The organism is Comamonas terrae, from assembly GCF_001544075.1.
GTDB lineage: Bacteria > Pseudomonadota > Gammaproteobacteria > Burkholderiales > Burkholderiaceae_C > Comamonas > Comamonas terrae.
The window spans coordinates 178,872-201,896 of sequence record NZ_BCNT01000005.1 but is presented as its reverse complement, the minus strand read 5'-3'; the positions used below and the strand labels follow the sequence as shown (position 1 = coordinate 201,896).

Below are 23,025 nucleotides of genomic sequence, written 5' to 3'. Positions count from 1 at the left end.
GGCCGCGATGGCCGCCGCGATGAAACTCGGCGGCGCAGCCGATGCCGTGTATCGGCGCCCGCTTCACGGCCTGGCGGGCCGCACGGGCGGACAAGGCCGAAAGCGCGGGGGCTTTTTGGACGGTGGCCCGCCCGGGATTGCCGGGCTGAAGAGACAATGCCCCCATTGAGCAATCCGCTTCAGATCCACTTAAGCCTGCCCGGCTAGGCTTTGAACAATGTCCCAGTCTTTGCCTTCGCGATCCTCGCCTCCCCCTGCTTCGTCCTCCCCTTCTTTATGGCAGCGCCTGCGCGCGCCGCGCTCCCCGCAAGCCGTGGTGCTGCTGCTGTCGGCCTGGCTTACGCTCACCGCCAACTGGGCGCTGTGGCTGCGCCTGCCCACATTGGACGGCTATACCGGCAGCCTGCCCGTGCTGGTGCTGCGCGCGCTGCCGCTGGTGTTTTTCGCCATCGCGCTGCTGCTGAGCTTCACCGCCTGGCCGCGCTGGATGAAACCGGTCTGGCTGCTGCTGCTGCTGACGGCGGCCTGCTCGCAGTACTTCATGGTCGAGTACGGCACCATGATGGACAGCGGCATGATCAACAACGTGCTGCAGACCGACGTTCGCGAAAGCGCGGATCTGTTCAACCCCAGGCTGCTGCTCGAAGTGGCCGTCATCGTCGGCGTCCCGGCCCTGTGGCTGTGGCGCCTGCCGATACGCGGCGGCCGCACCGCGCTCGCCAGCCTGCTGCGCACCCTGGGCCTGTTCGTGCTGGCCGCCGCGCTGCTGGCCGCCTCGGTCTTTGTCTCCTACCGGGAGCTGGCGCCCGTGGTGCGCAACAACCTGTGGCTGCGCTACATGTTCAACCCCGTGAACCCCGTGCTGGCCGTGGTGGACACGGCCCTCAAGCCCGTGCTGCACAAGAAGCGGCCGTTTGTCAGCATCACGGGCGGCGCGGCCCTGGGCGCCAGCTATGCGGCCGGCAGCAAGCCGCCGCTGTTCGTGCTGGTGGTGGGCGAGACCGCGCGTGCGGCCAACTTCAGCCTCAACGGCTATGCGCGCGACACCAACCCCGAGCTGGCCAGGCGCGACGTGCTGAGCTGGCGCAACGCCTACTCCTGCGGCACCAGCACGCGCGAGTCCGTGCCCTGCATGTTCTCGCACCTGGGCCGCGAGGGCTTCTACGGCACCAAGGCCGACCATGACAATCTGCTCGACGTGCTGCAGGCCGCCGGCCTGGCCGTGCTGTGGATAGACAACCAGGCCGGCTGCAAGGGCGTGTGCGAGCGCGTGCCTTCGGCCAGCACGGCCGACCGCGTGAACACGCCCGAAGGCAAGGCCCTGTGCACGACCGACGGCGAATGCCTGGACGGCATGCTGCTCAGCGGCCTCGACGAGCGCATCGCCAAGCTCGACCCGGCGCGCCGGGCCCGGGGCATCGTGCTGGTCATGCACGAGATGGGCAGCCATGGCCCGGCCTACTACAAGCGCTCCACGCGCGAAACCAAGGTCTTCAAGCCCGAGTGCGAGACCAACGCGCTGTCGGGCTGCCCGCGCGAGCACGTGGTCAATGTCTACGACAACTCCATCCGCTACGGCGACCTGTTCCTGGCGCAGACCATAGACTGGCTCACGCAGCAGCAAGCCCGCTACGAGACAGGCCTGCTCTACATGTCCGACCATGGCGAGTCGCTGGGGGAAAACGGCCTGTACCTGCACGGCATTCCCTACGCCATCGCTCCCGACGAGCAAAAGCACGTGCCCATGATCGCCTGGCTGGGCACGCTGGGCGCACGCACCCATGTGGGCGAAGCCTGCCTGCGCAAGGAACTGGACAAGCCCGTCTCCCACGACAATCTTTACCACACGGTGCTGGGCCTGCTGGACGTGGCCAGCCCCACCTACAAGCCGGCGCTGGACGCGCTGCAAAGCTGCCGCTGACATCTGGCTGCCGCCACGCAAAAGGCCTGTCTTGTTGCCAAGACAGGCCTTTTTCATGGATGGAGGCTGCGGGCGCAGCTTCGCCAATGGATCAGCGCAGCGATTCGATCAGGTCGATGTACTGCTGCTTGGCTTCATCGGGCGAAGTGCCATTGAGCTTGTCCCAGGCATCCCACTTGGCGCGCGCCACCATGTCGGTGAAGCTGGGCTTCTTGGTTTCGTTGTCGCCTTCGGTGGCCTGCTTGTACAGCGCGTAGATCTTGAGCAGCGTGGCGTTGTCGGGGCGCTCGCTGATCGAAGTGGAATTCTTGACCGCAGCTTCGAAATTGGCGTTCAGGTCGGACATGGCAAGTCTCCTTGGGTTTTGAAAATCCCAGCCAGTGTAGCGAAAAAACGCTCAAATTAGAACGATCGTTCTTTTTTAAACACATGTATACGGCATCTGCGCGCATGCCTCATGAGGGATGTCTTTGTCTCTTGGAAACCGCGGCGGCCACTGCGGCCGCAGGGTCTATCCGTGCCGACCACCGATTTGATTGCAAAGGATATAATTTCATTTGAAATCAAATAAAGAGCATGCCATGAGTCTGGATTCACGCCTGGAACGCATCCTGGCCGGCAAGCCGGCCCGCCACCGGGATGCGGTGGCCGCCTCCCGCCTGCTGCTGCACACCGCCACGCTGCTGGAACGCCGCGTGGACGAAGCCCTCGCACCCTTTGCCCTGCACATGCGCGAATACCTGGCCCTGCACCTGCTGTCCGACAGCGTGCACGAGCCCCTGCGCCCCTCCGACCTCGGCGTGTCGCTGGACGCCACGCGCACCCAGGTCACGCGGTTGCTTGACGGCCTGGAAAAGAAAAGCCTGCTGGTCCGCACCCAGGATGTGCAGGACCGCCGCAGCCTGCAGCTGGCACTGACGCCGGCAGGCACGCAACTGCTGCAGCGCTGCGTGCCCGTGGTGCAGCAGGTCTACCTGCAGGCCTGGGCATGCCTGGGCGAGCAGGCCACGCGGTTGCTGCAGCAGCAGCTGCGCCAGGTGCACAGCGGACTGCAGCAGCCTCAGGCCCCAGGGGAAGCGACAGACAGTGCCCATGCGAACATCCGCGCAAACGCTTGATGGGCCTGCGCAAGACAGTCTGAATCCATAGCAGGTCATCCCATGAAAGCCCAGCGCTGGCAACAGTTCATGCATCGCCGCAAGCAACGCCTGCTGATGTGGCTGCTCGGCGCCCTGGTGGGCATGGAGTTCCTCGAAAACGGCATGTTCGTTTTCGGCTCCTCCCACATCCTGGGCGGCATCGGCGTGGCGCCGCGCGAGTTTGCCCAGGTGCAGGCGGCCTACGCCATCGGCAGCATGCTCATGATCGCCCTGCAGCAATGGCTGACGCGCCATTTCGGCTACCGGCACTACCTGCTCATCGCCCTGCTGCTCTACGGCGCCGGCGACCTGGCCTCGGCCAACGCGGCCAATCTGGCGGAGCTGACCACGGCCCGCCTCGTGCAGGGCATGGGCGGCGGCGCCTTCTTCATCAGCACGCGGGTGCTGATACCGCTGCTGTTCTCCGTCCAGCTGCGTCCGCGGGCCGTGCGCATCTACATGTTGAGCATCTTCAGCGTCGGCGCCATCGGCCCGGTTCTGTCGGCCTGGCTGGTGGACAGCTGGGGCTGGCGCTGGGTGTTCTGGATCGTGCTGCCGCTGGTGGGCCTGCTGGCTGCCGGCGTGCGCTGGATGCTGCCACGCCACCTGGGCCGCAGCCATACGCCGGTGCGCTTCTCGGTGGCGCCCGTGCTGATGTTCGTGCTGGCCGTGGGCTGCGTGCAGTGGAGCTTTTCCGAGGCGCGCTACGAGCTGTTCGACCGGCCCGAGCGCCTGGTCCTGATCGTGCTGACCGGCGTGCTGCTGCTGGGCCTGTTCGGCCTGCACCAGTGGAAGCACGACGAGCCGCTGCTGCACCTGCGCGATCTCACGCACCCGGGCTTTCTCGTGGGCCTGGCGCTGTACGCGCTGTATTACTTCGTGATCAACTTCAGCAACTACCTGTTCCCGCAGTTTGCCGAGCAGGGCCTGAACATTCCGCTGGTCACCACGGGCTGGCTCAACAGCTTCTCCGCGGCCATCAGCTTGGTGGTCGCCATCTTCTACATCCGGTACGCGGGCAAGGTGAGCAACAAGCGCGCCATGATGATGGCCGGCTGCACGGCCATGGCGCTGGCCTGCTGGTGGATGAGCAAGATTGCGCCGGACGCTCCCTATAGCGCGCTGTTCGGGGCGCTGGTCGTCAAGGGCTTCTTCGGCGTGCTCATGGTGCTGCCCGTGGCGGCCCTGACCTTCCGCGCGCTGGGCGACTCCCTGTTCGCCAAGGGCTACCAGAGCAAGAACATCATGCGCCAGATGATGGCCTCGTTCGCCTCGGCCGTGGCTGCGGTGGCGCTGCAGGACAGCCAGTTCACCGAGTACACCGAGCTCATGGGCCGCGTCACGCCCTCCAGCCCGGCCGCCGTGGACTGGCTGGCAAGGCTGCAAGCCGCTTTCGAGCACCTGGGCTACACCGCCAGCCAGGCGCATGGCGCCGCACTGGCCGAGATGAGCGCCGTGGTGCACCACCAGGCGTTTTTCATGGCCTGCCAGGACCTGTACCAGTGGCTGGCCCTGGTGGCCGCGGCGGCGGCCGTGGTGGTCAGCGTGCAGCGGCATTTGAAATGATGTCTTGCAGCCTGTGCACTCAGAATGCGGGCCATATGCCTATTTGAAGAGGCAGAGGCCGGGTTTCGCCCCGGCTTCTACCATTCATGCCTGCAATCCCATTCAGGTGGCCGCCAGCCACCTCTGCGCCAGCTTCACCCAGAACGTCGCCCCCAGCGGTATCAGCGCGTCATTGAAGTCGTAGCTCGGGTTGTGCAGCGTGCACGGCCCGCCGCCATGGCCCGGGGCGCGGTGGTCCCCGTCGCCGTTGGCGATGAAGCAGTAGGCGCCGGGCTTTTCGAGCAGCATGAAGGCGAAGTCCTCGGCACCCATGGAAGGCTCCTGCGGCACGACGCCCTCGTCGCCCAGGATCTCGCGCATGACCTGCCGGGCGAACTCGGCCTCGGCAGCGCTGTTGATGGTGGGCGGGTAGTTGCGCACGAACTCGAATTCGCACTGTGCGCCATGGGCCTGGCAAATGGATTCGCTAAGCTGCCGCATGCGCTGCTCGATCAGGTCCAGCACTTCGAGCGTGAAGGTCCGTACCGTACCCTGCAGTTCCACGCTGTCGGGCACCACGTTGGTGGCCTCGCCCGCATGCACCATGGTGACCGAGACCACGCCGGCCTCGATGGGCTTGACGTTGCGGCTCACGATGGTCTGCAGGGCCAGGATGAGCTGGGCCGCCACGGGCACGGGGTCGACCACCATGTGCGGCATGGCTGCGTGGCCGCCCTTGCCGCGCACCACGATCCTGAACTCGTTGCTCGACGCCATGGCCGGCCCGGCACCCACGGCCATGGTGCCGGCCCTCATGCCGGGCCAGTTGTGCATGCCGAACACGGCCTGCATGGGAAACCGGGTGAACAGGCCGTCCTTGACCATCTCGCGGGCACCGCCGCCGCCTTCCTCGGCCGGCTGGAAGATCACGTAGACCGTGCCTTCGAAGGACTCGCGGTGCGCGGCCAGGTACTGGGCCGCCGCGAGCAGCATGGCCGTGTGGCCGTCATGCCCGCAGGCGTGCATCTTGCCGGCGTGGCGGCTCGCGTGGACAAAGGTGTTGAACTCCTGCATGGGCAGGGCATCCATGTCGGCGCGCAGGCCGATCGCCCTGCCGCTGGCGCCTCCGTCGCGGCCGCGGAGGGTCCCGACCACGCCGGTGCGCCCCAGGCCGCGGTGAACTTCGACGCCCCACTGCTCCAGCCGGGCTGCGACCAGGTCCGAAGTGCGCACCTCCTCGAAGCACAGCTCCGGATGGGCATGGATATCGCGGCGCAGGGCCGCAATGGCCGCAGCGCTTTCCTCAAGTTCCGGCAGCAAGGCCATGGCGCACTCTCCTCTCGCACGCACCGTGAATTCCACATGATTCGACGCCGGTGCCCACGCATAATAAGGCGCTGCAGGGCCGCCCGCCGGCACCTTCTTCCCAAAAACCAGCCCACACCATGCCCACCCCCACCGACACCCCGGCCCAAGTCATCGGTGCCTGCCCGCACGACTGCCCCGACACCTGTTCGCTCGTCACCACCGTGGCCGGCGGCACGGCCATCAAGGTGCAGGGCAATCCGGCCCACACGCACACCGGCGGCGTGCTGTGCGCCAAGGTCAGCAAGTACACGGAGCGCACTTACCATGCCGAGCGCGTGCTGCAGCCGCTCAAGCGCAGCGGCCCCAAGGGCAGCGGCCGGTTCGTGCCGGTGAGCTGGGACGAAGCCCTGAGCGACATCGCCGCACGGCTGCACGCCATTGCCAGGCGCGAGCCCGAAGCCGTGCTGCCCTACAGCTATGCGGGCACCATGGGCCTGGTCCAGGGCGAAAGCATGGACCGGCGCTTTTTCCACCAGCTCGGAGCCAGCCTGCTGGACCGCACCATCTGCGCCAGCGCCGGCGGCGAGGCGCTGGCCGCCACCTACGGCGGCAAGCTGGGCATGCGCATGGAGTTTTTTGCCGAAAGCCGGCTGATCATCATCTGGGGCAGCAACAGCATTGCCAGCAATCTGCACTTCTGGCGCTACGCGCAGGAAGCCAAGCGCAACGGCGCGCGCCTGGTGTGCATCGATCCGCGCAGGAGCGAGACCGCCGAGAAATGCCACGAGCACCTGCAGCTGCTGCCCGGCACCGACGCGGCGCTGGCCCTGGCGCTGATGCACGAGCTGATCGCCAACGACTGGCTGGACCACGACTACATCGCGCGCCACACGCTGGGCTGGGAACCGCTCAGGGCGCGCGCGCTGCAATGGCCGCCCGAGCGCGCGGCCCAGGTCTGCGGCCTGCCCGTCGAACAGATCCGCCAGCTGGCGCGCGACTACGGTACGACGACGCCCGCCGCCATCCGCCTGAACTACGGCATGCAGCGCGTGCGCGGCGGCGGCAATGCGGTACGCGCCATTGCCTGCCTACCCGCGCTGGTGGGCGCCTGGCGCCACCGCGCCGGCGGCCTGCTGCTGTCCAGCTCGGGCGCGCAGCCCTTTGCCCGCGCGCGGCTGCAGATGCCGCAGCTGCTGGGCGATCGGCGGCCGCGCACCATCAACATGAGCACGATCGGCGATGCCCTGCTGCACGAAGGCGGCGGCCGCTTCGGCCCGCGCATCGAGGCCATCGTGGTCTACAACAGCAACCCCGTGGCCGTGGCGCCCGAGTCGGCCAAGGTGGCCGCCGGCTTTGCGCGCGAGGACCTGTTCACCGTGGTGATCGAGCATTTCATGACCGACACGGCCGACCATGCCGATTACGTTCTGCCGGCCACCACCCAGCTGGAGCACTGGGACATCCACGGCAGCTACGGCCATACCGACGTGCTGCTCAACCGCCCGGCCATTGCCCCCCGGGGCCAGGCGCGCAGCAATGCCGCCGTCTTCCGCGCGCTGGCCGCCCATATGGCCCGCCATGACGCCGCGTTTGCGGCGCCGCATTTCCAGGAATCCGACGAGGCGCTGTGCCGCACGGCGGTTGCGCAGACAGCTATCGATTTCGAAGAGCTGCTGCAACAGGGCTTTGCGCGCATCCCGCTGCCCGAGGCACCGTTCGCCGACGGCGGCTTTGCCACGCCTTCAGGCAAGTGCGAATTCGACAGCAGCGCCCTGGCCGCCCTGGGCGTGAACACCGTGCCCGACCACCTGCCCAACCACGAGCCGCCCACGGACCGGCACCCGCTGGCCATGATCTCGCCGCCGGCGCGCAACTTCCTCAACAGCAGCTTCGTCAATGTGGCCAGCCTGCAGCGCATGGAAAGCCGCCCGCTGCTGGAACTGCACCCCGACGACGCGGCGGCGCGCGGCATTGCCGACGGCGACAGGGTGCGGGTCTTCAACGACCGCGGCGAGCATGTCTGCCATGCCAGCCTCAACGGCCGCGCGCGCAAGGGGGTGGTCGTGGGCCTGGGGATCTGGTGGCGCAAGCTGGGCGAGAACGGCACCAACGTCAACCAGCTCACACACCAGCAGCTGACCGATATCGGCCGCGGCCCATGCTTTTACGACTGCGCCGTGCAAGTCACGCGGATGGCGGGCTGAGGGCGGCAGCCATGGACTTCACCCGATGGTTGCCCCGGCGTCTATCGCCGCAGAAGGTGAATCTGCGCCGCCTGATCCTGGCCCTGACCATCTGCAGCGCCTTCATCCCCTTTGCCAATACCTTTTACGCGAGCTACACCGTCCAGCGCCAGCAGCTGATCGACACCACGCTGGAAGCCAACCACGCCTATGCCACCAAACTGGCCAGCAGCACCGAGGATTTCCTGCAGTCGGCGCTGCAGCAGCTGGACTATGCCGCACAGGTGATCGCAACGCACATGGACGACGCGCCGCGGCTCCAGGAGGAGACCGCGCGCCTGCAGCTGCAGTCGCGCAGCTTCAACTCGGTGGGCATCTTCGACGCCGGCGGCGTGGTGCTGGCCACGTCCCCCGCAACGCTGAAGATCACGGGCCGCAAGGTCGACAGCGAGGGCGTGCGCAAATCGCTGGCCGCCAGGGGACCGGTGATCAGCGACCCCTATCTGTCGGCGGCGGGCAACTTCATCGTCTTCATCTCCCAGCCCATCTTCGCGCGTGACGGCCGGTACCTGGGCATGGTGGCCGGCAGCATCTACCTGAAGCAGGAAAACATTCTCGACCAGCTGCTGGGCACGCATTTCTACGAGGACGGCTCCTACATCTACGTGGTGGACCGGGGCAAGCGCATCATCTACCACCCCGACAACCAACGCGTGGGCAACGTGCTGGCCGGCAACGCGGCGGCCGACGAAATTGCGGCCGGGCATGGCGGCAAATCCCTGGTGATCAACAGCCAGGGCGTGGAGACGCTGGCCGGCTTTGCCGTCGTGCCCTCCACCGGCTGGGGCATCGTGGCCCAGCGTCCGCAGGAGGCCACGCTGGCGCCGCTGCACGCGCTGATGCGCACGGTGCTGTACAAGACCCTGCCCGTGGCAGTGCTCACGCTGCTGGCCATCTGCTGGAGCGCCCGGCGCATCGCCAGGCCCCTGCAGCTGCTGGCCAACGGCGCCCGCACCATGGACAAACCCAGCACGGACCAGACCATACGCGCGGTCAAGTCCTGGTACTTTGAATCGCACGAGCTCAAGAAAGCCATGCTCATCGGCATCGGCCTGCTGCAGAAGAACATCAGCAAGCTGCGCGAGGACGTCAATACCGATCCGCTGACCGGCCTCGGCAACCGCCGCTACCTGAATGCCGAAGTGGCCGGATTCCAGGCCCAGGAGACGCCGTTTGCCGTGATCGCGATCGACATCGACCACTTCAAGCGCGTGAACGACAGCCATGGCCACGACGCCGGCGATGCAGTGCTGCGCCAGCTGGCCGCTCAGATGCGCGAGATCTCGCGCGCAGACGACATTGCCTGCCGCGTGGGCGGCGAGGAATTCCTGCTGCTGCTGCCCAAGGTTCCCCTGCACCGCGCCGCCCAGGTGGCCGAACGCCTGCGCCGCGAAATCGAAGCGAACGAATTGCCCGTCGTGGGCCGCATCACCATCTCGCTGGGCGTGTCCTGCTGGCCCGGCGGAGAGGCCAGCACCAGAAGCGTCTTCAAGCAGGCCGACGCCATGCTCTACCAGGCCAAGCGCAACGGCCGCAACCGCGTGGCCGTGTACGAGGCCCCGCGCGCCCAGGACTGACAAGACAGCGCCAGCGCCGCCACCCGGCATATATCGCCAACGCTACTAAATAAGGAGCGCAAAGCACTTGCCGCGCATACGTTTGAGGCCGGTGCTGCCTGGTTCCCTGAACTGCGTCGCCGCTCCTTCAGCGGGCGTCGCCGCCGGGCCAGCGCACGCGCTCCACCTCATAGCCCCGCGCGGCCAGCAGCGCCGGCACCCCCCGGGGGCCGATCAGGTGCAGCGCGCCCACGGCGGCAAAGACGGTCTTGCCCTGGGCCATCAGGGCGTCGATGCCTTCGGCCATGCCGGGATTGCGGCCTTCGACGATGCGCCGGTATTCCGCGCGCTCGCTTTCAGTCTCCAGGCAGCCGCACCAGGACGGAAAGCGGGCCAGCTTGTCCGCATCGCCCTTTTCCCACAGCGCGGCCAGCGTTTCCATCATGGCCAGGGACTGGCCGCTCTCGAGCTGGCCCAGCCCGTCGGCCAGGGATTTTTCGATGGCGGCGGGATCGTCGGAAAACAGTTCGCGCAGCTGGAGGGCCGGCGTTTCCAGGCCGACCACCGGCTTGCCCATGTAGCGCGCCGTGCCGGCCAGCACCAGATCGACGCCATAGGAGGGGTCCAGGCCGCGCGCGCGGCCGACCAGGGCCTGCAGCGCCATCAACTGCGCCTCGGGCCGCATCGCGGCCACGCTGTCATCCGCACAGGCTGCCTTGCGCTGCCGCGCTAGGCGCTGCGCAAGCGCCGTGGGCAGGGCGGCGGCACCGGGACGCTCGCGCAAGCCCTCGCCCAGCTGCTGCAGGACTGCCGGATCGGTGAGATCGAGCTCCAGCGCCAGGCTGTCTGCCGCCTTCACGGCCTGCACGACCGCGGGTCCGGGCATCAGCCATTCCAGCCTGCCCACATGGATGGTGCCGTACAGCCAGCTGGTGCGGCCGTCGCGCCGCACGCGCCACAGCAGCCCGTGATTGCGGGCCTGGCGCGCAAGCGTTTGCAGCTCGGCGGGCGCAGGCAGCCGCGCTTGAGGCGGACAAGCGGCGGCCGAGGCAGATGCCGGCGGCGCCGCAGAAGCGGCGTCCGCCGGGGCCGCCATCGACGGAGCGGCCCATAGCGCCAGCAGGACCGCAGCCGTTGCGACTGCGCGGAGCCGGCGCAACGGCAGGCGCATCAGGGGGCTCAAGCGGCGTCGGTTCCGCTGCCGCCCGGGGCCGCGATGCTCTGGTCGATGGCGCCGAAGATGCTCTGGCCGTCCTTGCCCTTCATCTCGATGCGGATGGTGTCGCCATACTGCATGTATTCGGTCTTGGGCGCGCCGTCCTGGATGGTCTCGATGCAGCGCTTTTCGGCGATGCAGCTGTAGCCCTTGGGCCATTCCATGCGCTTGTTCTTGCCGGTGCCGGTTTCCACGCCCTTGTTGCTGACCGTGCCGCTGCCCACGATGGAGCCGGCACGCACATTGCGCGTCTTGCAGATGTGGGCGATCAGCTGGCCGAAATGGAAAGTCATCTCCTCGCCCGCGTCGCACATGCCGACCTTGCGGCCGTTCCAGGTCGACTGCAGCGTCAGGTGCAGGCGGCCGCCCTTCCAGGCATCGCCCAGCTCGTCCAGCGTCACTGCCACGGGGCTGAAGGCCGTGGCGGGCTTGGACTGGAAGAAACCGAAGCCCTTGGCCAGCTCGGGGGGGATCAGGTTGCGCAGGCTCACGTCGTTGGCCAGCATGACCAGGCGGATGCCGCCCAGCGCCTGCTCGGGTGTGGAGCCCATGGGCACGTCGCCCGTGACCACGGCGATCTCGGCCTCGAAATCGATGCCCATGGCCGTGCTGGGCACGACCACATCGTCGCAGGGACCGATGAAGTCGTCACTGCCGCCCTGGTACATCAGCGGGTCGGTGTAGAAGGTGGCGGGCACCTCGGAATTGCGCGCCTTGCGCACCAGTTCCACATGGTTGATGTAGGCCGAGCCATCGGCCCACTGGTAGGCGCGCGGCAGCGGCGCCATGCACTGCTGGGGATCGAAGGGGAAGGCATGGGGCGCCTTGCCCGTGTTGAGCTGGTGGTACAGGTCCTGCAGCTGGGGCGCCATATAGCTCCAGTCGTCCAGGACCTGCTGCATGCGGCTTGCAATGCCGGTCGCATAATGCGCTTGGCTCAGATCGCGGGAAACCACGACCAGTTGACCGTCACGAGAACCATCTTTGTAGGTGGCCAGTTTCATCGACACTCCCCCGCATCCAGACCGCCGTCTCTGCAGCTGCCCGGCGAAAGGCTTCGCCGGCTGCCCGATGCGGCCACCTGAATTACGATTGGTTAAATTGATTTAACTAAACAAAACACGAATTCTATTGCAATGGACAAGGAACGGGCAGGCATTCAATCGGTAGAGGTGGGTTTCTCCCTAGTCGAAGCCCTGGCGCGCGCACGTGGCCCGCTCATGCTCAGGGATCTCGCGTCGGACGCCGGCATGAGTGCCGCCAAGGCGCACCGCTATCTGGTGAGTTTCCAGCGCATCGGCCTGGTCGCCCAGGATGAGCGCAGCTCGCGCTACGACCTGGGGCCGGCTGCGCTCAAGATGGGGCTGGCCGCACTGTCGCGCCTCGATCCGGTGCGGCTGGCGCGCGAGCGCATGCCGGCGCTGATGGAAGAGATCAACCATACGGTGGCCATTGCCGTCTGGGGCAACCACGGACCGACCATCGTGCACTGGGAGGAATGCGCCGAGGCGGTGACGGCCAACCTGAGCCTGGGCGATGTCATGCCCATGCTGGCCTCGGCCACGGGCCGCTGCTTTGCCGCCTGGCTGCCGCGCGAGATGACCCAGCCGCTGATGGAACCCGAGCTGGAGCGCGCGCGCAAGGCCAACCGCCAGGATCTGCCGCTGACGCTCCAGGCCGTGGAAGCCATGCTGGCCGAGGTGCGCCAGCGCGGCACGGCACGCGTGGTCGATACCGTGCTGCCCGGCATCGTGGCGTTCTGCGCGCCGGTCTTCGACGCATCCGGCCATCTGGTGCTGGGGCTGATGACCCTGGGCTCGGTGGCTACTTTCGATCCCGACTATGGTGGAGCCATCGATGTGCCGCTGCAGGCTGCGGCCCGCCAGCTGTCGCTGGACCTGGGCTGGGGCAGCGCGGCCCAGGCCTGAAACCGACAAGGATGAAATCGCTCCCATGGTCGGCGCCCGCAAAGCCCTGATTCCCATTACCGGCATGGTCGTCTCCGCCCATGCAGTGGTGCTCTGGGGCCTGCCGGCCCTGGAAGGCAGGCCGGACATCCAGGGCCGGGAAACCGTGGTCATGCAGACCCGCACGGTACAGGCGCAACCGCCTGCGCCCCCGGCCCCTCCCATGCCGCCCCCCAGGCCGGCACGCCCGCCAGCCCCCAAGCCCCGGCCGCAACCGCCAGCCCCGCGGCCGGCACCCGTGCCTTCGCCGGAGCCCGTGCAGGAATCAGTACCGGATCCGGAGCAAACCCAGGTGGCACAAGCGCCAGCCGCTCCCGATAACGAAGCGCAGGCCACTGGCAGCCCGGCGCCGGCCGAGACGCCCGCCCCACCGGAAACGCCACCGTCCCCACCCGCCGACCGGCAAGGCACGGCCCAGGGTCTGCGGGTCACGCCGGCGGGCGCCGCGCCACTGCCGCCAGGCACGGAACTGCCCGTGGCCCTGCCCGGGCCGGCCACGCTGGAGTTCGATGCCAAAGGGCAGGTCAAGGGCTTCCAGTACTCGGCCGGCGCCGAACTGCAATGGTCGCACGACGGCCAGTACTACCAGGCCAGGCAGTCCATCAGCATGTTCCTGATGGGCGAGCGCTCCCAGACCAGCCAGGGGCTGGTCACCCCTCGCGGCCTGCAGCCGCTGAGCTTTACCGACCGGGGCCGCAAGACCCAGACAGCCCATTTCGACGTGGCCCAGGGCAAGGCCAGCTTCAGCGACGGCACGCCCGAGGCCGCCATTGCCGACGGCGTGCAGGATCGGCTCAGCGTTTTTCTGCAACTGTCGGCCCTGCTGGCGGCCGCCCCCGGCCGCTACCCCCAGGGCACGGTAATCGAGCTGACCACCAGCAGTGCGCGCGCCGCCGCACGCTGGCGCTTTGCCGTCGGCCCCAGCGAAACCCTGGACCTGCCGGCCGGCTCCGTCGAGGCCTTGCGGCTGGACAAGCTGCCCGACACGCAGGGCAACAGCGAACAGCAGGGCGCGCTGTGGCTGGCGCCGTCCATGCAGTACCTGCCCGTGCGCATCCGCCTGAACCAGGGCCAGAACGACTATGTGGACCTGCGGCTCAAGCGCTACGAGCCGCAGTAGCGGCAAACAGCACGGGCGCGTTCCGCGCCGCCTACATCCGGCATAGCCGGCAGCTTCGCGGCATCGCGTGGCCCCGCCGACACGGATTCATGGCCGAGAGGTCCAATCCGTGAAATACTGTGCTCAGGTGCCCGGGTAGGCGTTTCGGTCTTGAAACGCGGCACCGGACCTCCATCTCCATGGAGAACACACCCGCAACACGGCTCAGAAAGGGGGAACACCATGCAAATGCTTTACGACTCCGAATCTTTTGTGGTGCTCCATCTACGTCCCGACATGGAAGACGAAGAAACGGCCGGCACTGCGGAAAAGAACGCCATCCCGCAACTGCCGCGCCACGGTTTCGAGATCGTGGACAAGCGTTCGGGCAAGGAGGTCTATCTGGACGGCTCCTGGGCAGAACTGTTCCAGAAGCAGATCCTGGCCTGGCAGCAGGATGCGCCGACCGAGGAAGAAGTCGAGGACACGCTGGATCGCTATGCGGGCCTGGCCCAGCAGCCGGTGATCGTGCACTGACGCCGGCAGCCTTCCGTCTCCACCAGGGGAACGTGGCAAAAGCACGTTCCCTTTTTTCATGGCACCAGCCCGCGGCGCAAGGCATTGCATTTTTTCCGCAGAATCATTAACGCCACATTAAATGAAAATTGCCCTGGCAATTCACTCCGGCAGATTTATTTTCCGTTTACCCCAAGCCATCCAGAAAAATCAAAAAAACTGAAAAGCATTTCTGTTGCAGCGAACAGCAACATGACTCATGAATTCAGGAATCATTGAATTTTTTCTTTTAAAAACAATGATATGCACAACATCCGAATGCGCCGACGACAAGCGACATAAAAACATCCGGATTACCGACCTACTCCTTCCCGGGGTTCATTGACCCATATCAACGTTCATATTCCCCACGCGCAAGGAACAAATCCAGAATTCCTTTATGGAAGCGCACCCATGAATCACGGCATCCGGGAAGGAATATGAAGAACACGTTGAAATACAGCATCTGGCCGGTCACCGCCGCACTGGTCGTCTTCTGGCACATGGCATCGGCCACGGTACAGGAGGCGCACACGCTGGCCGCGAACAGCCCGGCAGCCCCCGACACGCCCCAGATCATCGACGACCTGCCCGCCAACTATGCGGCCGACCTGACGGCCGAGCAGCGCACGCTGGTGGAGCGCGGCCGCTATATCGCGCGCCTGGGCGACTGCGTGGCCTGCCATACGGGCGAAAAATCCAAGCCCATGGCAGGTGGGCTGGCTTTGGAAACGCCGTTCGGCAAGCTCTATTCCACCAACATCACGCCGGACAAGGCCACGGGCCTGGGCGGCTACAGCTTTGCGCAGTTCGACCGCGCCATGCGCAAGGGCGTGGCCGCGGACGGCCGCAATCTGTACCCGGCAATGCCCTACCCTTCCTATGCCAAGATGACACAGGAGGACATGCAGGCGCTCTATGCCTATCTGATGCATGGCGTGGAAGCGGTGGCGGCGCCCAACCGGGCATCGGAAATCGGCTTTCCCTTCAACCAGCGCTGGGGCCTGTCGCTGTGGAACTGGCTGTTCCTGGACGACACGCCCTTCCAGCCCCAGCCCGCCCAGAGCGCCGAATGGAACCGCGGCGCCTACCTGGTGCAGGGCCTGGGCCACTGCGGCGCCTGCCATACGCCGCGCGGCGTGGGTTTCCAGGAAAAGACCATGTCCGGCGAGGGCAGCAAGGGCCGGTTCTTCCTGGCCGGCGAGACCGTGGAAGGCTGGCGTGCCCTGAGCCTGCGCAATCTCTGGACCCCCGAGGAAACGGCCGAGCTGCTCAAGACCGGCCGCAACAGGCATGGCATCGTCTCCGGCAACATGGTGGACGTGGTGCAGCACAGCACCCAGTACATGAGCGATGCCGATCTGCTGGCCATCGGCACCTATCTCAAATCCCTGCCTGCCGGTTCCGGCGACCTGCCCATGCAGGTGGCGCAGGGCCCGGCGCCGCGCATTGCCATTCCCGCGCGCGCCACGGCCGGCGCCGAAGCCGCGCACTACGACGTGCCGGCCGACCTCTACACCAGCCGCGGCGGCCTGGGCTATCTGCAGTTCTGCGCGGACTGCCACCGTTCGGATGGCGGCGGCGTCAGGGACGTCTTTCCCTCGCTCGAAGGCAACCGCTCGCTGCTGTCGGACAACCCCAGCACGCTGATCCATATCATGCTGACCGGCTGGACCACGCCGGTCACGCAAAGCCATTCCCGGGCGCTGACCATGCCGGCGTTCGCGCAGCTCGGCGACCAGGAGATTGCAGACATCCTGAACTTCACGCGCCGCAGCTGGGGCCGCAAGAACGCGCCCGAAGTCAAGGCCGGGGATGTGGCGAGCCAGCGCAAGCAGCTCAAGGCCCAGGCCGACCACTCGCGTCCTTTCGAGACGCCGCGCCTGGCAGCCATGCTCGAGGAGCCCAATGCCAGGCAACTGGTCTACGGCGCACGCCTGAACATCGAGACGCGCGACCTGCTGCCCCGCAACGTGGGCAATGCCCTCAACTGCGCAAGCTGCCACCTGAACGCCGGCACCGTGGCCGACGGCTCGCCCTATATCGGCATCTCGGCCTTCTTCCCCAGCTACGCGCCGCGTGCGGGCCGCACCATCACGCTGGAAGACCGCATCAACGGCTGCTTCCTGCGGTCGATGAACGGCAAGCCGCTGCCGCTGGATTCCGAGGAGATGAAGTCCATGGTCGCGCTGTTCGACTGGATGCGCCGCGAAACCAAGCCCGAGGACAAGGTCGAGGGCCGCGGCGTGGGCAAGGTCAGCCAGGCCATCGTCCCCAACCGCGACAACGGCAAGAAGATCTATGAAGCCCAGTGCGCGCTGTGCCACGGCGGCGACGGCGAAGGCGTGAAGAACGCCAGGGGTCAGTGGGTCTACCCGCCGCTGTGGGGCGACGAATCCTTCAACATCGGCGCCGGCATGGCCCGCACCTACACGGCGGCAGCCTTCGTCAAGCGCAACATGCCGATCGCGATGCACAGCAAGTTCCCGCTGGGTCAGGGCGGCCTCAGCGACCAGGAAGCCGTGGACGTGGCCGAATACTTCAGCCACCAGCCGCGCCCCGACTTTGCCGCCAAGGTCAAGGACTGGCCCAGGGACAGCAAGCCCGCCGACGCGCGGTACTAGGACCTGCCGGACCGCTGGCGCAGCCAGCGGTACAGCGGCGCCACCAGCAGCAGCACGGCAATCAGGCGGCAGACCTGAAACGCCGTGACCACCGGCACGCCCAGCTGCAGCACCTTGGCGGTGATGGCCATTTCGGTGATGCCGCCCGGCGAAGTGCCCAGCAGCAGCGTCACCCAGGGCAGGCCGGTGGCCGCATGCAGGGCCCAGGCAAAAGCGGCACATACCGCCATCAGCCCCACGGTGCCCAGCGCCACCATGGCCAGCCAGCGCGGTGCCGTATGCAGGAATTCACGCTTGAAGCGCACGCCCAGGCTGACGCCGATCACCAGCTGCGCCGCGTTCATCAGGCCCTGGGGCACGGCCGACAATTCCAGGTCCGCCATGGTCAGCAGCATGGAAACCAGCAGCGCTCCCAGGAACCACGGATTGGCGCGCCCGAGCCTGACCATGGCCAGCGCACCCAGGCCCGTGAGCAGCACCAGGGCGGCAAAGCCCGGCCACTGCACATTGCGCACGGCCGGCAGCGCCAGCCCGGCCGTGCCATGCAGGCCCGCCAACCCTGCATACTGCAGGGCGAACGGAATCGTCACCGTCACGATCACCAGCCGCAGGCTGTGGCTGGCGGCCACCAGGTCGGTGCGCGCATGTTCGCGCTCGGCCAGCAGGGTCATCTCCGAAGCCGCACCGATGGAGCCTGCGAAATACGTGGTGGCGCGCATTCTTGCCTCGTCCATGCCGGGCTGCCCGAGCATGGACGGTGCCTGCACGCGGTACAGCCAGGCGCCAAAGCCCCAGCCCAGCAGCAGGGCCCAGGCAATGGCCAGTGCAATCGCCCACCAGAGGCTGGCCACCAGCTCTGTGACCGGCGGCGTGAAATAAAGGCCCAGGGCTGCGCCGATGGTCCACTGCCCGATGTTGCGCAGCTTGGCCCAGCTCTGCGTGGGCGCTCCCGCAATGGACGCCAGCGAGGTCGCAATCAGCGGCCCCAGCATCCACGGCAGCGGCGTGTGCAGCCAGAGGCACAGCCGGGCGGCCAGCCAGGCCAGCAGCAGCGTGGCGGCCACGCGGGCAACGAAGACAGGGGAAGGCAGGGAAAAGGCAGGCATGCGCGGCGGGGTAAGACAAGGCGCGACAATGGAAACCTCGCTCGCAGCGAGCGAAGCCGCACAAGTATCGCGGCATTTTTCGGTGGGCAAAGCCGGTGCGATTTCTACAGGTACGAAGCCATGCCCCGTCTTTCACGATAGGACCAGCTTTATGTGGACATCTTCCCCGCAGGCCCCGGCGCGCCGGCCCGCAAATTCTTCCCTGACCGCCCAGGCCAGAACCGCCGCAATGGCAGTCCTGCTGGCCCTGGGCGGCTGCGCCCAGCAGGCAACGGCTCCGGCATCGCCGGCCGCGCCCCCTCTTGAAGCATTCACCAGCGCATCGGACTGGAATCTCCAGCTGCGGCAATGGGCCGGCACGCCCGTGATCCTGCTCGGCGAGCAGCATGACGCGGCGGCGCACCAGCAATGGCAGGCGGCCACCATCGGCGAACTGTCCCGGCTCCAGCGCCTGGCGGCCGTGGTGCTGGAGATGGCGCCCGCAGGCGGCAGCACCGAGGGCCTGGCGCGCGATGCCGGCGAGGCCCAGGTCCGGCAGGCCCTGCGCTGGCAGGAAAAGGACTGGGCATGGCAGCGCTACCGCGGGGTGGTAATGGCGGCCGTGCAGGCCGGCGTGCCCGTGCTCGGCGGCAATCTGCCGCGCGAGCGCATGCAGGCCGCCATGGGGGACGCCCGCTTCGACGCGCACCTGCCTGCCGCGGGCTGGCAGCTGCAGCGCGAGGCCATCCGCGACGGCCACTGCGGCCTGCTGCCCGAGGCGCAGTGGACGCCCATGGCCCGCATACAGCTGGCCCGCGACGAAAGCATGGCGCAAACCGTGCGGGTCGCCGCAGCCCGGCTGCGGCGTGACGGCCAGAGCGTGCTGCTGGTCTCGGGGCGCGGGCATTCGCGCGCCGATGTCGGCGTACCCACCTGGCTGGGCGCTGACCTGCCGTACAAGGTGGCCGTCGCGCGCGCCCCGGCGGAGCAAGGAGTCTTGCAGTTTGCCCCGGACTGGTGGCAGGTGCTGCCCGCCGCCCCGGGCGCGGATCATTGCGCCCAGCTGCGCGCGCAATGGCAGCGCCCGGCAGTGCAAGCCGGCAAGCCCTGAGAGAAACGCAGGGCTCCCGCTGCCCTGCCGTTTGCGGCAGCCAGCCCCCGTTTCAGGCTGTCTCGATCAGCCGCGCCCCCTTGCCCACTTTTTCGAGCAGGCGCGTGAAGTCCTGCGCCGGCAGGGGCCGGCTGCAGAAATACCCCTGGAAGAAGTCACAGCCCTTCTGGCGCAGGAACTCCAGCTGCTCGCGGTTTTCCACGCCTTCGGCCAGCACCTTGAGGCCCATGGCATGGCCCAGCGCGATGACCGAGCTGCTGATGGCCATGTCGTCGGCACTGTGCGGAATGTCGCGGATGAAGCTCTGGTCGATCTTGAGCAGGTCCAGCGGAAAGCGCTTGAGGTGGGCCAGCGACGAATAGCCGGTGCCGAAGTCGTCAATGGCCAGGTGCACGCCCAGTTCGCGCAGGCGGTTGAGCACCTGCAGGCCCTCTTCGGGATGCTCGGCCAGCGCGCTTTCGGTGATCTCCAGCTCCAGCTGCTGGGCGGGATAGCCGGTCTGCGCCAGCACCTGCTGGGTCGCGCCGGCCAGATCGGTGAGCAGCAGCTGGTGCAACGAGACATTGACGGCAATGGTCAGTGCCGGCAGGCCGGCGCTGCGCCACTGCTGGCCCTGGCGGCAGGCCTCCTGCAGCACCCACAGGCCCAGCGGCCCGATGAGGCTGGAGCTCTCGGCCACGGGGATGAAGCGCGCCGGAGAGATCAACCCTTCGTCGGGGTCCAGCCAGCGCAGCAGGGCCTCGGCACCGATCAGGCGGCCCGTGGCCAGCTCCAGCTGCGGCTGGTAGTACAGGCACAGATGGCCCAGATCCAGCGCGCGGCGCAGCCGCGCCTCCAGTGCCAGCCGCTCGCGGGCGGCCTGCGTCATGCCTTCGCTGAAGAAGCACCAGGTGCCCGAGCCGCGGGCCTTGGCGCCGTAGACGGCCGCATGGGCATCACGCATCAGCTCCTCGGTATCGAGCGCATGCTCGGGATACAGGCTGATGCCCACGCTCAGACCCACGACCACGGACAGGCCGTCCGGCGAAGTCCAGGGCCGGGCCGCGGCGCGTATCAGGTGCTCGGCCACGGCAATCGCCTCCTCGCGGCCGTTGAGCCCCGGGCAGACCACGGCCAGTTCGTCTCCGGCCAGGCGGCCCAGCATGTCCCCATGGCGCAGCGCGCCCTGCACCTGCTGCGCCACATGCTTGAGCACCATGTCCCCGACCGCGTGGCCATAGCTGTCGTTCACGTCCTTGAAGCGGTCGATGTTGAGCAGCATCACGGCCATGCCGTCCTGCGTTGCACGCGCCTGCTCCACGGCCTCGCCGAGCAGCCCCTCGAATTTCGCGCGGTTGGGCAGGCCCGTGAGCACGTCGCTCTGCGACAGGAACTCCAGCTGCCGCTCGCGCGCCTTGTCGCTGGAGATGTCGGTGAACATGCATACGTAATGCGTGACCGTGCCCGCTGCATCCTTGACCGCGCTCAGCGACATGCGCTCCAGAAACACCTCGCCGCTCTTGCGCCGGTTCCAGATCTCGCCCTGCCAGTGCCCCGTGGCCCGCATGCTGGCCCACATGTTTTCATAGAACGCCTTGCCGTGCAGGCCGGACTTGAACATGCGCGGCGTCTGGCCCAGGATCTCCTCCTCGGCATAGCCCATCAGCCGGGTGAACGAGCGGTTGGCCGAAAGAATGCGGCTTTGCGCATCAGTCACCACCACGCCCTCGATGGTGTTGTCCACCACGGCCGCCGCCAGACGCTGGCGCTCCTCGGCATCGCGGCTGGCGGTCTGGTCGGCCAGCAGGCCCGACAGGCGCTGCAAGCGCCCTTCGGCATCCACGCGGCTCTGGCCGTGCACCTTGAACCAGCGGTAGACGGAGTCGAAGCACAGCAGACGCGCCGTCAGCACGATTTCGCGGCTTTGCCGCAGCGCGCTCCGGAGCATGGAGCGGGCGGGCCTGCGGTCCTCGGGATGCAGGCGGGAGAAGAAATCGAAATCACGCACCAGGTCGCTGCCGCGGTAGCGCAGCATGCGGGCCACGCCCTTGGAGAAATGGAAATGCCGGGCCGCGCCATCCCACTCCCAGACGCCGTTGCCGCTGCCTTCCAGCGCCAGGCGCAGCGTGGTCTCGCTGCGCTCCAGCGCCTGCCGGGCGGCCAGCACCTCGGTCAGGTCCTGCAGCACGCACACCAGGGCCAGCGGCCCTTCGCCGTCGGCGGCCCGCATGCGGCTGGCCGTGCACAGCACGGGCGTCACCTTTTCCGTGAGCACGTTCACGCAGCGGCGCAGCATCTGGAAATGGTCGCACTCGCCGGCGACCAGGCTGGCCATCTGCCGCTTCACCTCCTGCGGGTCGTCGGCCGGCACCAGCAGCCGGAAGTTCTCGCCCTGCAGCGAATCCGCGCTGCGCCCCAGCCAGCCGGCCAGGCGCGCATTGGCCCAGACGATCTCGGCGCCATCGAAGCGCACCCGCGCAATGCCGGCCGGCGCATGGCGCGCCACCAGGGCCAGTTCCTGGGCGGTTTCCTGGCGCACGCCCTCGGCGCTGCGCTTGCGCACCAGCAGCCAGGCGCCGATCAGGGCCGTGATCAGCAGCCAAGCGGCAAACAAGGCTATCTGCCAGCGGGCCGACCGCTGATGGGCGGACACGCCAAAATAGGCCAGCACCCACGCCTGGGCCCCCAGCCATGTCATCCCCGCACACACGTAAAGGGCCACCAGCATCCAGGGCCTGATGTGGGAATGACCTCCCTCGCTTTTCATGTATTTCCTTTGTCCGCAGGGTCCTGCCCTTGCTGCGACAATCGCCCAGCTATGACCCAAGCCTATATTCTGACCCTTTCCTGCCCCGACCGACTCGGACTGGTACATGCCGTGTCGGGCTTTTTGCTGGAGCAAGGCGGCAACATCGAGGAAGCCGCCCAGTACAACGACCCGGCCACCGGCCTGTTCTTCATGCGCGTGCAGTTCGCCTGCCCCGGCACCGACGTGGCCACGCTCAAGGGCGCGGTCGCCGAACTCGCAGGCCGCTACCAGATGCAGTGGAACCTGCATCCCCAGGACGAGCGCATGAAGACCGTGATCATGGTCAGCAAGGAAGGCCACTGCCTCAACGACCTGCTGTTCCGCTGGAAGACCGGCCTGCTGCCCATCGACATCCGCGCCATCATCAGCAACCACCGCGAGTTCTACCAGCTGGCCGCCAGCTACAACATCCCGTTCCACCACATCCCGGTGACGGCCGCCACCAAGGCCCAGGCCGAAGCACGGCAGTACGAGATCGTCGAGGCCGAAGGCGCCGAGCTGGTGGTGCTGGCCCGCTACATGCAGGTGCTCTCCAACGACCTGTGCGCCAAGCTTTCGGGCCGCGCCATCAACATCCACCACAGCTTCCTGCCCAGCTTCAAGGGCGCCAAGCCCTACTACCAGGCCCACGACCGCGGCGTGAAGCTGATCGGCGCCACGGCCCACTATGTGACGGCCGACCTGGACGAAGGCCCCATCATCGAGCAGGACGTGGCCCGCGCCGACCATACCGACACCGTCGAGACCCTGACCGCCCGCGGCCGCGACACCGAGAGCCAGGTGCTGGCCCGCGCCGTGAAGTGGCACAGCGAGCGCCGCGTGATCCTCAACGGCCACAAGACCGTGGTCTTCCGTTGAAGCGGGCCCG

General features: G+C 67.3%; 17 protein-coding genes. 11 read left to right on the top strand and 6 right to left on the bottom strand.

What is annotated here, in order from left to right; genetic code table 11:
• Positions 1-217: 217 nt before the first annotated feature.
• A complete protein-coding gene (locus Cte04_RS09360; protein WP_066475786.1) occupies positions 218-1,921 on the top strand; it encodes a phosphoethanolamine transferase in 1,704 nt (567 codons plus the stop codon).
• A gap of 91 nt (positions 1,922-2,012) precedes the next feature.
• Here the strand turns inward: Cte04_RS09360 and Cte04_RS09355 are convergent, their stop codons facing one another.
• On the bottom strand, positions 2,013-2,267 hold the full coding sequence (locus Cte04_RS09355; RefSeq protein ID WP_066475785.1) for an acyl-CoA-binding protein: 255 nt from the start codon (positions 2,265-2,267) through the stop codon (positions 2,013-2,015).
• A 235-nt stretch (positions 2,268-2,502) separates the two neighbouring features.
• Between Cte04_RS09355 and Cte04_RS09350 the strand changes: the two genes are divergently transcribed.
• Positions 2,503-3,039 carry a MarR family winged helix-turn-helix transcriptional regulator gene (locus Cte04_RS09350; protein ID WP_083526584.1) on the top strand — a complete coding sequence of 179 codons (537 nt, stop codon included), beginning with the start codon at positions 2,503-2,505 and terminating at the stop codon, positions 3,037-3,039.
• 42 nt (positions 3,040-3,081) lie between these two features.
• Positions 3,082-4,626, top strand: a complete 1,545-nt coding sequence (locus tag Cte04_RS09345; protein ID WP_066475783.1) for an MFS transporter — start codon at positions 3,082-3,084, stop codon at positions 4,624-4,626.
• A gap of 102 nt (positions 4,627-4,728) precedes the next feature.
• Here Cte04_RS09345 and Cte04_RS09340 read toward each other — a convergent pair whose 3' ends face one another.
• On the bottom strand, positions 4,729-5,931 hold the full coding sequence (locus Cte04_RS09340) for a M20 aminoacylase family protein (RefSeq protein ID WP_066475781.1): 1,203 nt from the start codon (positions 5,929-5,931) through the stop codon (positions 4,729-4,731).
• A gap of 119 nt (positions 5,932-6,050) precedes the next feature.
• Between Cte04_RS09340 and Cte04_RS09335 the strand changes: the two genes are divergently transcribed.
• Together Cte04_RS09335 and Cte04_RS09330 are read left to right on the top strand one after the other, a co-directional pair.
• Positions 6,051-8,117, top strand: a complete 2,067-nt coding sequence (locus Cte04_RS09335) for a molybdopterin-containing oxidoreductase family protein (RefSeq protein ID WP_066475778.1) — start codon at positions 6,051-6,053, stop codon at positions 8,115-8,117.
• Between the two features lie 11 nt (positions 8,118-8,128).
• A complete protein-coding gene (locus Cte04_RS09330) occupies positions 8,129-9,733 on the top strand; it encodes a sensor domain-containing diguanylate cyclase (protein ID WP_066475776.1) in 1,605 nt (534 codons plus the stop codon).
• A 127-nt stretch (positions 9,734-9,860) separates the two neighbouring features.
• Here Cte04_RS09330 and Cte04_RS09325 read toward each other — a convergent pair whose 3' ends face one another.
• On the bottom strand, positions 9,861-10,883 hold the full coding sequence (locus Cte04_RS09325) for a TraB/GumN family protein (protein WP_083526583.1): 1,023 nt from the start codon (positions 10,881-10,883) through the stop codon (positions 9,861-9,863).
• An 8-nt stretch (positions 10,884-10,891) separates the two neighbouring features.
• Complete coding sequence (locus Cte04_RS09320; RefSeq protein ID WP_066475773.1) at positions 10,892-11,932, bottom strand: fumarylacetoacetate hydrolase family protein; 1,041 nt, start codon at positions 11,930-11,932, stop codon at positions 10,892-10,894.
• A gap of 132 nt (positions 11,933-12,064) precedes the next feature.
• On the opposite strand from Cte04_RS09320, the gene Cte04_RS09315 reads away from it, so the two are divergent.
• The 4 genes from Cte04_RS09315 to Cte04_RS09300 all read left to right on the top strand — a co-directional run bounded on the left by Cte04_RS09315 (position 12,065) and on the right by Cte04_RS09300 (position 17,173).
• Positions 12,065-12,856 (top strand): IclR family transcriptional regulator, encoded by a 792-nt coding sequence (locus Cte04_RS09315; protein WP_066475772.1) that lies wholly within the window; start codon positions 12,065-12,067, stop codon positions 12,854-12,856.
• A gap of 25 nt (positions 12,857-12,881) precedes the next feature.
• A complete protein-coding gene (locus tag Cte04_RS09310; protein WP_066475771.1) occupies positions 12,882-14,015 on the top strand; it encodes a DUF3108 domain-containing protein in 1,134 nt (377 codons plus the stop codon).
• A gap of 222 nt (positions 14,016-14,237) precedes the next feature.
• Entirely contained in the window at positions 14,238-14,531 is a 294-nt protein-coding gene (locus Cte04_RS09305) for a BTH_I0359 family protein (protein WP_066475770.1), read from the top strand.
• Positions 14,532-15,052: 521 nt separating this feature from the next.
• Positions 15,053-17,173: a c-type cytochrome gene (locus tag Cte04_RS09300; RefSeq protein WP_066476182.1), complete on the top strand. Its 2,121-nt coding sequence runs from the start codon at positions 15,053-15,055 to the stop codon at positions 17,171-17,173.
• Here Cte04_RS09300 and Cte04_RS09295 read toward each other — a convergent pair.
• Positions 17,170-18,279, bottom strand: a complete 1,110-nt coding sequence (locus Cte04_RS09295; protein WP_157081911.1) for an AbrB family protein — start codon at positions 18,277-18,279, stop codon at positions 17,170-17,172. The two genes, Cte04_RS09300 and Cte04_RS09295, sit on opposite strands and share 4 nt — an antisense overlap.
• Positions 18,280-18,430: 151 nt before the next feature.
• Here Cte04_RS09295 and Cte04_RS09290 point away from each other — a divergent pair, with 151 nt between their 5' ends.
• Positions 18,431-19,369 (top strand): ChaN family lipoprotein, encoded by a 939-nt coding sequence (locus Cte04_RS09290; RefSeq protein ID WP_066475768.1) that lies wholly within the window; start codon positions 18,431-18,433, stop codon positions 19,367-19,369.
• A 52-nt stretch (positions 19,370-19,421) separates the two neighbouring features.
• Here Cte04_RS09290 and Cte04_RS09285 read toward each other — a convergent pair whose 3' ends face one another.
• Entirely contained in the window at positions 19,422-22,115 is a 2,694-nt protein-coding gene (locus Cte04_RS09285; protein ID WP_066475765.1) for a sensor domain-containing protein, read from the bottom strand.
• A 51-nt stretch (positions 22,116-22,166) separates the two neighbouring features.
• Here Cte04_RS09285 and purU point away from each other — a divergent pair, with 51 nt between their 5' ends.
• The gene (gene purU, locus Cte04_RS09280) at positions 22,167-23,015 is read left to right on the top strand and encodes a formyltetrahydrofolate deformylase (RefSeq protein WP_066475762.1); all 849 of its coding nucleotides are present in this window, start codon (positions 22,167-22,169) and stop codon (positions 23,013-23,015) included.
• Positions 23,016-23,025 lie beyond the last annotated feature (10 nt).

Excerpts from the sequence above, each read along its gene's own strand:
- Cte04_RS09360 (WP_066475786.1), top strand. The coding sequence starts at position 218 with ATGTCCCAGTCTTTGCCTTCGCGATCCTCGCCTCCCCCTGCTTCGTCC.
- Cte04_RS09355 (WP_066475785.1), bottom strand. The coding sequence starts at position 2,267 with ATGTCCGACCTGAACGCCAATTTCGAAGCTGCGGTCAAGAATTCCACT.
- Cte04_RS09350 (WP_083526584.1), top strand. The coding sequence starts at position 2,503 with ATGAGTCTGGATTCACGCCTGGAACGCATCCTGGCCGGCAAGCCGGCC.
- Cte04_RS09345 (WP_066475783.1), top strand. The coding sequence starts at position 3,082 with ATGAAAGCCCAGCGCTGGCAACAGTTCATGCATCGCCGCAAGCAACGC.
- Cte04_RS09340 (WP_066475781.1), bottom strand. The coding sequence starts at position 5,931 with ATGGCCTTGCTGCCGGAACTTGAGGAAAGCGCTGCGGCCATTGCGGCC.
- Cte04_RS09335 (WP_066475778.1), top strand. The coding sequence starts at position 6,051 with ATGCCCACCCCCACCGACACCCCGGCCCAAGTCATCGGTGCCTGCCCG.
- Cte04_RS09330 (WP_066475776.1), top strand. The coding sequence starts at position 8,129 with ATGGACTTCACCCGATGGTTGCCCCGGCGTCTATCGCCGCAGAAGGTG.
- Cte04_RS09325 (WP_083526583.1), bottom strand. The coding sequence starts at position 10,883 with ATGCGCCTGCCGTTGCGCCGGCTCCGCGCAGTCGCAACGGCTGCGGTC.
- Cte04_RS09320 (WP_066475773.1), bottom strand. The coding sequence starts at position 11,932 with ATGAAACTGGCCACCTACAAAGATGGTTCTCGTGACGGTCAACTGGTC.
- Cte04_RS09315 (WP_066475772.1), top strand. The coding sequence starts at position 12,065 with ATGGACAAGGAACGGGCAGGCATTCAATCGGTAGAGGTGGGTTTCTCC.
- Cte04_RS09310 (WP_066475771.1), top strand. The coding sequence starts at position 12,882 with ATGGTCGGCGCCCGCAAAGCCCTGATTCCCATTACCGGCATGGTCGTC.
- Cte04_RS09305 (WP_066475770.1), top strand. The coding sequence starts at position 14,238 with ATGCAAATGCTTTACGACTCCGAATCTTTTGTGGTGCTCCATCTACGT.
- Cte04_RS09300 (WP_066476182.1), top strand. The coding sequence starts at position 15,053 with ATGGCATCGGCCACGGTACAGGAGGCGCACACGCTGGCCGCGAACAGC.
- Cte04_RS09295 (WP_157081911.1), bottom strand. The coding sequence starts at position 18,279 with ATGCCTGCCTTTTCCCTGCCTTCCCCTGTCTTCGTTGCCCGCGTGGCC.
- Cte04_RS09290 (WP_066475768.1), top strand. The coding sequence starts at position 18,431 with ATGTGGACATCTTCCCCGCAGGCCCCGGCGCGCCGGCCCGCAAATTCT.
- Cte04_RS09285 (WP_066475765.1), bottom strand. The coding sequence starts at position 22,115 with ATGAAAAGCGAGGGAGGTCATTCCCACATCAGGCCCTGGATGCTGGTG.
- purU (WP_066475762.1), top strand. The coding sequence starts at position 22,167 with ATGACCCAAGCCTATATTCTGACCCTTTCCTGCCCCGACCGACTCGGA.